At 72.1% G+C, this 11,622-nt stretch carries 7 protein-coding genes; 2 read left to right on the plus strand and 5 right to left on the minus strand.

Going from position 1 to position 11,622, the window contains the following annotated elements; genetic code table 11:
- Positions 1-71: 71 nt before the first annotated feature.
- The 5 genes from ACIRST_RS02890 to ACIRST_RS02910 form a co-directional block, all read right to left on the minus strand.
- A complete protein-coding gene (locus ACIRST_RS02890; protein WP_402799467.1) occupies positions 72-3,116 on the minus strand; it encodes an alpha-mannosidase in 3,045 nt (1,014 codons plus the stop codon).
- 102 nt (positions 3,117-3,218) lie between these two features.
- Positions 3,219-4,475 (minus strand): glycosyl hydrolase, encoded by a 1,257-nt coding sequence (locus ACIRST_RS02895; protein ID WP_402799469.1) that lies wholly within the window; start codon positions 4,473-4,475, stop codon positions 3,219-3,221.
- 42 nt (positions 4,476-4,517) lie between these two features.
- Entirely contained in the window at positions 4,518-5,471 is a 954-nt protein-coding gene (locus ACIRST_RS02900; RefSeq protein ID WP_402799470.1) for a carbohydrate ABC transporter permease, read from the minus strand.
- Between the two features lie 4 nt (positions 5,472-5,475).
- Entirely contained in the window at positions 5,476-6,348 is an 873-nt protein-coding gene (locus tag ACIRST_RS02905) for a carbohydrate ABC transporter permease (RefSeq protein ID WP_402799471.1), read from the minus strand.
- 114 nt (positions 6,349-6,462) lie between these two features.
- Entirely contained in the window at positions 6,463-7,752 is a 1,290-nt protein-coding gene (locus ACIRST_RS02910; protein WP_350522030.1) for a sugar ABC transporter substrate-binding protein, read from the minus strand.
- Positions 7,753-7,900: 148 nt separating this feature from the next.
- Between ACIRST_RS02910 and ACIRST_RS02915 the strand changes: the two genes are divergently transcribed.
- Together ACIRST_RS02915 and ACIRST_RS02920 are read left to right on the plus strand one after the other, a co-directional pair.
- Complete coding sequence (locus ACIRST_RS02915; protein WP_402799472.1) at positions 7,901-8,983, plus strand: LacI family DNA-binding transcriptional regulator; 1,083 nt, start codon at positions 7,901-7,903, stop codon at positions 8,981-8,983.
- A 151-nt stretch (positions 8,984-9,134) separates the two neighbouring features.
- Entirely contained in the window at positions 9,135-11,603 is a 2,469-nt protein-coding gene (locus tag ACIRST_RS02920; protein WP_402799476.1) for a discoidin domain-containing protein, read from the plus strand.
- The last annotated feature ends 19 nt before the right edge of the window (positions 11,604-11,622 follow it).

Genomic DNA, 11,622 nt, shown 5'->3' on the forward strand with positions numbered 1-11,622 from the left:
GAGGTAGGGGTCGGCGCCCCGGCCGGGGAGGGCCGGGGCGCCGCACAGCGTAGAACAGCCCCGGACCGGCCTCAGCCGGCGGTCCGCAGCCGCAGGGTGACCAGCTCGAACGGCCGCAGCGCCAGGCGCACCGCGCCGTCCTCCACCGTCACCTCGCCGCGGGTGCCGTCCCAGGGCCGTTCGAGCAGGTCACAGGGGACGGCGTCGGCCAGCGGGAAGGAGGTGGTCAGCCGGCCCCGGGCGCGGCCGCCGCCCGCCTCGTAGACGCGGACGACCAGGTCGCCGCTGCGGTCGTCGGCGAGCTTGACGGCGCTCACCACGAGGGCATCGTTGTCCAGTGCCACCAGCGGCGCGACCCGCTCCACGCTGCCGCGCATCCGCCGCTCGGGCAGGCCGATCCGGTAGCCCTCGCGCACGGCGTCGCCGATCGCCGCGCCCGGGACGAGGGCGTGCCGGAAGCGGTGCAGCCCCTGGTCGGTCTTCGGGTCGGGGAAGCGCGGGGCGCGCAGCAGCGAGAAGCGGACCGTCGTGGTGGTGCCGCCGTCGGTGTCGCGCACGGTGCGGGTGACGTCGTGGCCGTAGGTGGAGGCGGTGACCAGGGCGACGCCCCAGCCGGGCTCGTCGAGGTGGACGAAGCGGTGGTTGCAGGCCTCGAACTTGGCGGCGTCCCAGCTGGTGTTGGTGTGGGTGGGGCGGTGGAGGTGGCCGAACTGGGTCTCGGCGGCGTAGCGCTCGGTGTGGATGTCGAGCGGGAACGCGGCCTTGAGGAACTTCTCGGTCTCGTGCCAGTCCACCAGGGTCTCGATGTCCAGGCGCTGCTCGCCCGCCCGCAGGGTGAGCGTCTGGACGGCGGTGGACGAGCCGAAGGAGCGCACCACCCGGACGGAGACCTTCTCCGCCGTCTCCGCGAAGACGGTGAGCGAGTCCACGCCCGTCAGGTCGGTGACGGTGTTGCGGTAGAACCGGTCGACGTCCCAGGCGTCCCACATGTTGGGGAAGTCGGGGTGCAGCTGCAGCAGGTTGGCGCGGGTGCCGGGGGCGACGCTCTCCCGGCCGCTCGCGACCTCGACCACCGACGCCACCAGGCCGTCCGCGTCCACCACGACCTCCAGCAGGCCGTTGCGCAGCAGGTAGCCGCCCTCGGGGCGCTCGGCCAGCGTGCAGCCCTTCGCCGGCGGAGCCACCACGGCGGCGCCGCCGGCCGGGACGGTGGAACGCGGGTGCGGCGCCGCGTTGAACACCAGCTCGTGCTCGCCCCGGTGATCCCCGGCGAGGGCCCGCTGCGCCGACGCGATCAGGTCCACCAGCTCCCCGGCCAGTGCCGCGTAGGTCGCCACGGCCTCGCGGTGCACCCAGGCGATGGACGAACCGGGCAGGATGTCGTGGAACTGGTGCAGCAGCACCGTCTTCCAGATCCGGTCCAGCCGCTCGTACGGGTACTCCGCGCCGGTGCGCAACGTGGCAATGGTGCACCAGAGTTCGGCCTCGCGCAGCAGGTTCTCGCTGCGCCGGTTGCCCTGCTTGGTCTTCGCCTGGCTGGTCAGGGTGGCGCGGTGCAGCTCCAGGTAGAGCTCGCCGACCCAGACCGGCGGGTCCGGGTACTCGGCCTCGGCCTCGGCGAAGAACTCGGCGGGCTTCTGCCAGCGGACGGTGGCCGAGCCCTCCAGGTCCCTCAGCCGGGCCGCCTTGGCGACCATCTCGCGGGTGGTGCCGCCGCCGCCGTCCCCCCAGCCGGTCGGGGCGAGCGAGTGCCTGGCCACCCCCTTGTCCTTGAAGTTCCGTGCGGCGTGGGCGATCTCGCTGCCCTTCATGGAGCAGTTGTAGGTGTCCACGGGCGGGAAGTGGGTGAAGATCCGCGTCCCGTCGATGCCCTCCCAGAGGAAGGTGTGGTGCGGGAACCGGTTCACCTGGCTCCAGGAGATCTTCTGCGTCAGCAGCCACTTCGAGCCCGCGTTGCGGATGATCTGCGGCAGGCCGCCGGTGAAGCCGAAGGTGTCCGGCAGCCACGCCTCGTGGTTCTCCACCCCGAACTCGTCCAGGAAGAACCGCTTGCCGTGCACGAACTGCCGGGCCATCGCCTCCGAGCTCGGCATGTTGGTGTCGGACTCGACCCACATGCCGCCCGCCGGGACGAACCTGCCCTCGGCGACGGCCTTGCGGACCTTGGCGTACACCTCGGGGCGGTGCTCCTTGATCCAGGCGAACTGCTGGGCCTGCGACATGGTGTAGAGGAAGTCCGGCTCGTCCTCCAGCAGCGCGGTCATGTTGGCGGTCGTGCGGGCCACCTTGCGGACGGTCTCGCGCAGCGGCCACAGCCAGGCCGAGTCGATGTGCGCGTGGCCGATCGCGCCGATCCGGTGCGCGGACGGCGCGGCGGGTGCGGCCAGCACCTCCTCCAGCCGTGAACGGGCCTCCGCCGCCGTACCGTTGACGTCCTGGAGGTCGACCGCGTCGAGTGCCCGCTCGATCGCGCGCAGCAGCTCCCAGCGGCGGGCGCCGTCCGTCGGCAGCTCGGCCATCAGCTCGCCGAGCACCTCCAGGTCCATCACCAGCTGCCAGACCGTCTCGTCGAAGACGGCGAGGTCCATCCGGGCGAGCCGGTACTGCGGGCGGTCGCCGGCCGTCTCCTTGTCGCCCAACTCGGTGGGCAGGAAGGGGTGGTAGTCCAGGATGACCGGGTTGGAGGCGGCCTCGACGTGCAGCAGCACCTGCTCCCCGCCGGCCGCCGGGGCGGCGATCCGCACCCACTGGTTCTGCGGGTTGAGGCCCTTCACCGGGGTGCCGTCCGGCCGGTAGACCAGGCCCTCGCACTGGAAGCCGGGCATGTTGGCGTCGAAGCCGAGGTCGATCAGCGCCTCGACGGTGCGGCCCGCCCAGGCCTCGGGCACCGCACCGGTCACGGTGATCCAGCTGGTGCCCCAGGGCGCGCCCCAGGCGTCGCCGACGGCGATCGGGGTGCGCGGTGCGGCCAGGCCCTCGGCGACCGGGACGGGCTCGCCCGGCGCCGTCCAGATGCCGACCGTCAGCGGGACGGACTCGGGGTACACGGCGGGGCGGATGCGCTCGTCCAGGACGCGCTTGAGGCGGGCCTCGACCAGGGTGCGGTCATCGTGCATGTCAGCGGCCTCCGTCGGGTGGCTGGGGAAAGCGGGCTGCGGTGGAGCGGGCTGCGGGAGCGGGTTGCGGGGGGAGCGGGCTGCGGGCCGTGGGAAAGCCGGCTACCGGGACCGTACGTCCTCGGGGTGGACCACCTCGGTGATGCCGCGCGCGGCCAGGTGGTCGCGGTCCGCGGCGCGCTCGGCGAGTACGGCGGTCGGCCGGGCTCCCGCCTCGGCGAGCCGCATGAACGCCTCGAACACCGGGCCGCCCGGGCCGCAGACCGAACGCCCCGGGGAGGTGGCCTCGTCCCCGGTGGCGACCACCACGGCGGTGGTGCGCGGCTTCGGCGGCTGCCAGTTCCGGCGGGCCTCGGCGGCGGCCGCGGCGAGCCGGGCCCCGGCCGGTTTGACCGTCCCGTCCGTGGTCAACAGGCCCAGGCCGTATTCGAGTTCGGGGAAGTCGGCGAGCGAGCGGGAGACGTCGTGCGAGCACCACCAGGTGACGCCCCAGAGGTCCGGGCAGTCCAGCACGGCCTCGACGGTGGCGCCGGTGAAGCGGGCCGCGTCCTCGGGGGCGATGTGCGGGGCGGGCGCGCCGACCTCCTGCAGCCACACCGGGCGGGCCGGATCGTCCGCCCAGGCCTTGGACAGCTCGACCAGGTACGCGGCGTGCTGCGCGGTGGCGGTGGAGCGGGCGCCGTAGCGCTGGGCGGTGCCGTTGAACACCCAGGAGTGCACGGCGGTGGCGGCGCCGAGCCGGGCCGAGTGCCGGGGCGTGAACGGGTGCCCGTCCAGGTACCAGGCGGCATCGTACGAGGCGTGCAGGTGCAGCCGCCCGGGGGCGCCGCGCTCGCAGGCGTCGAGCATCCGGCGCAGCCAGGCCTCGACCTCGGCGGGGGTGGCCCGGTCCGGGTCGGGGTGGGGGCCGCCGGAGAACTGGTTGATCTCGTTGCCGAGCGTCATCCCGAGGAAGTTGGGCCGCTCGCGCAGCGCTCCGGCGAGGGTGTGCAGGTACGCGGCCTGGCCGTCGATGACCTCGGGGTCGGTGAAGAGGTTGCGCCGGTGCCACGTCCGGGTCCAGGCCGGCAGGAAGTCGAAGCTCGACAGGTGGCCCTGCAGGCCGTCCACCGCGACGTCCAGCCCGCGCTCCCCGGCCGCGTCCACCAGGGCCGTCAGCTGCTCGACGGCGCGCGGGCGGATCAGGGTGCGGTTGGGCTGGAACAGCGGCCAGAGCGGGAACACCCGCACGTGGTCCAGGCCGAGGGCCGCGACGGAGTCGAGGTCGGCGCGCACGGCGTCGAGGTCGAAGTCGAGCCAGTGGTGGAACCAGCCGACGCTGGGGGTGTAGTTGACGCCGAAGCGGGGGGCGGTGGTCATCGGGGGGCTTCCTCGGCTCGGTGGGGCGTGCGGACGGTGCGGCTATCCCTTGACGGCTCCCTCCTCGACGCCCTTGAAGAAGTAGCGCTGGCAGGCGCCGAACACCACGACGACCGGCAGGAAGGCGATCATGGTGCCGGCCGCGATCAGCCGGGGATTGGCGGAGAAGGTGCCGTTGAGGTACTGCAGCCCGACGGTGAGGGTGTACTTCTGCGGGTCGTTGAGCACGATCAGCGGCCACAGGAAGTCGTCCCAGGCGCCGATGAAGGTGAAGATCACGATCACGCTGATCATGCCGCGCACGTTCGGCAGGCCGACGTGCCACAGCCGCTGTCGGACGTCGGCGCCGTCGATCATGGCGGCCTGGTCGAGCTCGGCCGGGACGGCGGCGAAGGCGGTGCGCATCAGCAGGACGTTGAGCATGGCGATCGAGCCCGGCAGCGCGACGCCGGCCAGGGTGTCGGCCAGGCCGAGGCTGCGCACCAGCACGTACTGGGAGACGATGGTGACCTCGCCGGGCAGCACGAGCGTGGCGAGGAAGAGGCCGAGGACGAGCCGGGCGCCGCGGAAGCGCAGCCGGGCGAGCGCGTAGCCGGCCAGCGTGCAGCCGACGACGTTGCCGGTGATGCAGACCGCGGCGACGATCACCGAGTTGAGCGCGTAGGTCCACACCGGGATGGTGGCGGCGACCTTGCCGTAGTTGCCGAGGGTGGGCTGGTCGGGCAGGAAGGCCGGGGTGCGGGTGTAGACGTCCTCGGCGGGGCCCTTGAGGGAGGTGGACAGCTGCCACAGGAAGGGGCCGATGACCAGGAGCAGGACGAGCAGCAGGAGCAGGTAGCGGGCGGCGGTGTGGGCGGGGGACGGGGTGTTGAAGCCCCGGGAGCCGCGCGTCTTCCGGGGCCCGCGGGTGCCGCGGGTCTTCCGGGCGTTACGGGCGTCGTCGGGCTCACGCAGGCCCCCGGTGGCCCCGGCGGTCGTCGGCGGGCTGGTGGTCACGGGTTCAGGCCGCCTTCCGGTTCAGGCGCATCAGGAACAGCATCGGGCCGAGGGTGACGACGAACAGCAGCAGGCTGAGCGCCGAGGCGTAGCCGAGGTGGCCGTTGAACCCGCGGCTGTACATCTGGATCAGCATCACCACCGACATGTCCCGCCCGCCGGGGCCGCCCTGGCCGTTGGAGAGCACGTACAGCTCGGAGAAGACGCGCAGCGAACTCACCGAGATCAGTGCGGAGATCAGGATCATGGTCGGGCGCACCCCCGGCAGGGTGATGTGCCGGAACCGGCTCACCGGTCCGGCGCCGTCCACGGCCGCCGCCTCGTGCAGCTCGCGCGGGACGTTGGCGAGGGCGGACAGGTAGATGACCATGTAGTAGCCGAGGCCCTTCCACACGGTCAGGGCGATCGCGCTGAACAGCAGCAGCCAGCGGTCGGTCAGGAAGGAGACCGGGGAGTCGGCCAGCCCGGTCTGCCGGAGCAGGCCGTTGACCAGGCCGCGGTCGTCCAGCACCCAGCCCCAGATCAGCGCCACCACGACGGCGGAGGCGATCACTGGGGTGTAGAAGGCGGTGCGGAAGAAGGTGATGCCGGGGATCCGGCGCTGGACGAGCAGGGCGAGCAGCAGCGGCAGGACGGTCAGCAGGGGCAGGCAGACCAGCATGAACACGATGCTGTTGAGCAGGGCGTCGGCGAGCTGGTCGTCGTCCAGCAGGCGGCCGTAGTTCTCCAGGCTGGTGAAGTGCCCGCCGCCCAGCGGCTTGGCGTCGGTGAAGGACAGGATCACCGTGTTGACGGCCGGCCAGAGGTTGAAGACGGCCAGCCAGACCATCGCGGGCCCGGCGAGCAGCCAGGGGGTGAACCAACGCCGGTGGGTCATGCCGATGCCTTCCTGCGGCCGAGGGGTGGTGCGGCTCGTGCCCGGGGGCGGCGGGTGTGGGGCCCGCCGCGTCGCCGGTACCGGACGGGGCGCGGTGCGGAGCTCCGGCGGGGATCAGCCCTTGAGCAGCCTGTTGCACTGCTCGACGGCGGTGTCCAGCGCCTGCTTGGAGCTCGTGTCGCCGCTGATGGCGAGGGCGATCTGCTGGTTGACGACGGTGCTCATCGCGTCGTCGACCTGGACGGGCTGGATCAGCTTGGCCTTGGCCAGCGAGGCGAACGCGATCACCCTGGCGTCGCCCGCGTTGGTGCCGTCGCTCTTGCTGAAGAACGGGTCGTCCGACGAGGCCTTGGTGGACGGGAAGATGCTGGTCAGGTGGGCGAAGGCGGCCTGGTTCTCGGCACTGGTGACCCAGCGGGCGAGGGCGACCGCGGCGGCCGGGTTCTTGGTGCTCTTCGGGATGGACATGCCCTGGACGTACAGCGGCGGGGTGGCCAGTGCGGGGGAGGGGACGACCTTCGGGGCGAGCGTCGGGTTGTCGGTGGCGAGGCTGGTGATGTAGTTCGCGCCGGCGGTGGTCCAGGCGGCGGTGCCGGCGTTGAACAGCTTGGTGTTGCCGGCGTAGGTGTTGGACAGGACGTCCTTGGGGAGCAGGCCCTCCTTGAAGGCGTCGCGGTACTTGTCGAGGAGTGCGGCGGCCTCGGGGGTGTTGAAGGTGAAGGACCGGCCGTCGTCGGACATGATCTTCACGCCGGCGTTGTAGAGGTCGCCGATGCCCGGCTTGCGGCTCATCAGGTAGGTCTGGCCGCCGGACTTCTCCTTCATCACCCGGGCCTGGGCGATCAGTTCGTCCAGGCTGGTCGGGGGCTTCTTCGGATCCAGGCCGTTCTTCGTGAGGAGTTCGGAACTCCAGTAGTTCACATCGGTGTTGAGGTACCAGGGGTAGCCGAAGGTGCCCGGGTGGCCGGCGAAGCGGTAGGCGTCGACACCGCCGGCGACGTACTCGTCGGCGAGTTTCGGGTCGGCCTTGGCCACGTCCAGCAGGAGGTCCTTCCGCGCGAGCGGGAGGGCGAAGTCGGGCGGGAGGTTGACCACGTCGGGCAGGGTGCCGGCGGCGGCCTGGCTGAGCACCTTGTCGGAGTAGCCCTCGCCGGGCTGGTCGAGCCACTCGACCTCGACCCCGGGGTACTTCTTCTCGAAGCCGTCGATCACGCCCTGCACGTAGTCGGTGAACTTCGGTTTGAGCGCCCAGGTCTGCAGCGAGACCTTGCCCTTGACCTCGCCGGTGGCGGCCGCACTCGCCACGCTGTCGCCGCTCTTGGTGTCGCCGGAGCCGAGTCCGCAGCCGGTGAGCGCGGCGGCGGTGAAGGCCGTTGTCGTCAGTGCCGCCCAGATTCTTCGCATGAGGGTCTCCCGGTCCTGGGGTGGGTGGGGGATCGTGCTGAGCTCGGGGGTTCCGGAACCTGACCTGCTGAACGACTAAACCGGTCTAGCTATGGCAGGGACTATGCTCCGGCCTAAACTTGGCTGTCAAGAGAGGAGTCGGGGTTCCGTGGGCAGACCGACGATCGCCGACATCGCCCGCCGGGCCGGTGTCTCCAAGGGCGCGGTGTCCTTCGCGCTCAACGGCCGCCCGGGCGTGAGCGAGGCGACCAGGGCCCGGATCCTGCGGGTCGCCGAGGAGATGAACTGGCGCCCGCACAGCGCCGCGCGCGCCCTCGGCGGGGCCCGTGCGGACGCCGTCGGCCTGGTGATCGCCCGGCCGGCCCGCACCATCGGCGTCGAGCCGTTCTTCAGCCAGCTGCTCTCCGGCCTCCAGGCCGTGCTCTCGGCCGGCGGCGTCGCACTGCACCTGATGGTGGTCGAGGACACCGCCGCCGAGATCGAGGTCTACCGCCGCTGGGCCTCCGAGCACCGGGTCGACGGCTTCATCGTCGTCGACCTGCAGGTCAAGGACGCGCGACTGCCGGTGCTGGACGAGCTCGGGCTGCCCGCCGTCGTGCTGGGCGGGCCCGGCAAGGGCGGCAACCAGCTGCGGATCTGGGCCGACGACCGGGAGGCGATGCTCTCGATCGTCGACTACCTGGCCGCCATCGGGCACCGCCGGATCGCCCACCTGGCCGGGCTGCCGCACTTCCAGCACACCCAGCGGCGGATCCGCGCACTGCGCGACGCCTCGCGCCGGCTCGGCCTGGAGGAGGCCGTGTCGGTGCCCACCGACTTCAGCGACGCCGAGGGCGCGGCCGCCACCCGCACGCTGCTGTCCCGCACCCGCCGGCCCACCGCGATCGTGTACGACAGCGACGTGATGGCCGTCGCCGGGCTCGGCGTGGCGGGCGAGATGGGCGTCGCGGTGCCCGGCGAGCTCTCCATCGTCTCCTTCGACGACTCGGTGCTCGCCAGGATCGTCCACCCGCCGCTGACCGCGCTCAGCCGGGACACCTTCGCGCTCGGCGAGCAGGTCGCCCGCAGCCTGCTGGAGGCGCTGGACGAGGCCGGACCCGGGCGCGACCTGCAGATGCCCACACCGCGGCTGACCGTCCGGGAGTCCACCTCGCCGCCGGGTCCCGCGCCGTCCGCACCGGCGGGTGCGGTTGCTGCGCGAGTCGTTGACACGGGTTCTGAACCGGTTTAGCCTCGCTGCGCCGAGGGGGCCGGTCCTGTGCACCGCCCGTTGTCATGTTCGTTGAACTCCCCTCGATGAGCACCGCCACGCCCGCATGCACCCGGGCCTGCCGCTGCCGGTGGGCCCGGCCCCACCCACTCCGCTCGATCGGAGCCACCGCATGTCAAGACGTCTCCCCCTGCTGCTCGGCGCCGCGCTCGCGACGGCCTCACTGGGCGTCGTGCCTGCCGCCCGTGCCGTTCCCGTTCCGGTGGCTTCGGCTGCTTCGGCCGGGTCCGCCGCGGCGTCGGCTGCGGCCGCCGCCGGGAACCAGCCCTTCGCCTCGTACTGGTACCCGAGCACCATCGTGAACTGGGACCCGGCCACCGACCCGGACGCCCGCTTCAACCGCTCCCGCGTCCCGCTGCAGCCGCGCACCGCCGACCCGGCGCTCAGGGCCAACCCCAACGCCCGGACGGGCGAGGGCAAGATCGCCTCGCTGGTCTCCTTCGGGCCCACGTCGAACAACCCCTCGCAGGGCTCCGCCGACCCCGACTACTACGCCTTCGGCTACTGGCAGTACGTCGACAAGCTGGTGTTCTGGGGCGGCTCGGCCGGCGAGGGCCTGATCCTCGCCCCCAACCCGACCGTCATCGACGCCGCCCACCGCAACGGCGTCAAGGTCTACGGCACCGTCTTCTTCCCGCCCGGCGCGTACGGCGGCCAGCTCCAGTGGGTCCGCGACTTCGTCCAGAAGTCCGGCAGCCGCTACCCCGTCGCCGACAAGCTCGCCCAGGCCGCCCGGTACTACGGCTTCGACGGCTGGTTCATCAACCAGGAGACCGGCGGCGGCGATCAGGCCCTCGCCGGCGAGCTGCGCAACCTGATGCAGTACACCAAGGCGCAGAGCGGCACCGAGTTCATGTGGTACGACGCGATGACCACCTCCGGCGCGGTGAACTGGCAGAACGCCCTGACCTCCGCCAACTCGCCCTTCCTGCAGGACGGTTCGAAGCGCACCTCGGACTCGATGTTCCTGAACTTCGGCTGGTCCGCGAGCGGCCTCGACTCCTCGCGCACCCTGGCCCGGCAGCTCGGCCGCAGCGAGTACGACCTCTACTCCGGCATCGACACCGAGGCCGACGGCTACAACACGGGCGTGGACTGGAACACCCTCTTCCCGTCCGGCGGGCCGCACACCACCTCGCTCGGCCTCTACCGCCCCGAGTGGACCTGGAAGTCCGCCACCGACCGCGCCGACTTCTACGCCAAGGACGCGCGCTACTGGGTCGGCGCCGCGGGCGACCCTTCGCGAATCGACCTCTCGTCGAGCTGGCCCGGCCTGGCCGGCTACGTCGCCGAGTCCTCGCCGATCACCGCCAAGCCCTTCGTCACCAACTTCGACGCCGGGCAGGGCGACTTCTACAACGCCGGCGGCACCCGGGTCGCCACCGGCGGCTGGAACAACCTGTCGCTCCAGGACGTGCCGCCCACCTACCGCTGGGTGGTCGACTCCGCCGGCAGCAGGCTCACCCCGTCCGTCGACTTCACCGACGCCTACCAGGGCGGCTCCTCGCTGCGACTGACCGGCACCCTGGACGCCGCCAACACCGTCCGGCTGTACCAGACCGCGCTGCCGGTCGCCGCGGACACCAGGCTCGACCTGGTGGTCAAGACCCCGGCCGCCGGGCCCACCAAGCTCAAGGCCGCCGTCGCCTTCACCGACGCGCCGAACAGCTTCACCACGATCGACGTCGGCGCCGACTCCGGCACCGGGTGGGAGCGCCATACCCTCGACCTCTCCCCGTACGCGGGCCGCACCATCGCCCAGATCGCGCTGCGGGTCGACGGCTCCGACCCCGCCTACGACCTCCGGGTCGGCCAAGTCGCCGTCTACGACGGGGCGGTGGAGAAACCGGCGGCGCCGAGCGGCCTCACCGTGCTCGGCGCGAGCGACCTGACCTCGGGCTCCAGCCAGTCACTGCGACTGTCCTGGACGGCGGCGCCCGGCGGCAACGTCCACCACTACGAGGTGTACCGCCGCAACGCGGACGGCACCCGGACCTTCCTCGGCGCGACCCCCAACGACGCGTACTTCGTCGGGCGGCTCGACCGGGCGGGCGGGGAGAGCGCCACCACGCTCGACGTCGAGGCGGTGTCCACCACCTACGGGCGCTCCGACGCGGCGTCCACCACTGTGAGTTGGAACAGCACTCCGCCGGCGACCAGTAACCTGGCGTTGAACCGCGCGGCCACCGGCTCCGGCCAGTGCAACGCCAACGAGGGCCCGGCCAAGGCCGTCAACGGCAGCGTCAGCGGTGGCAACGGCGACAAGTGGTGCACCCTGACCTCCGCCAAGTGGCTGGAGGTGGAACTCGGTTCGGTGAAGCAGCTGTCGAAGTTCGTGGTCAAGCACGCCTCGGCCGGCGGCGAGAGCAGTTCGTACAACACCCGCGACTTCTCCGTCCAGGTCCGCGCCAGGACCACCGACCCCTGGACGACGGTCGTCGGCGTCACCGGCAACACCGCCGGCACCACCACCCACCCGGTGAACACGAGCGCCCGCTACGTCCGGCTGGTGGTCACCAAGCCCACCCAGACCACCGACCCGGCCGCCCGCATCTACGAGTTCGAGGCCTGGGGCGCGTAGCCCGCCCGCCCCTCCGGCT

The sequence above is a fragment of the Kitasatospora sp. NPDC101447 genome (genome assembly GCF_044767225.1).
GTDB lineage: Bacteria > Actinomycetota > Actinomycetes > Streptomycetales > Streptomycetaceae > Kitasatospora.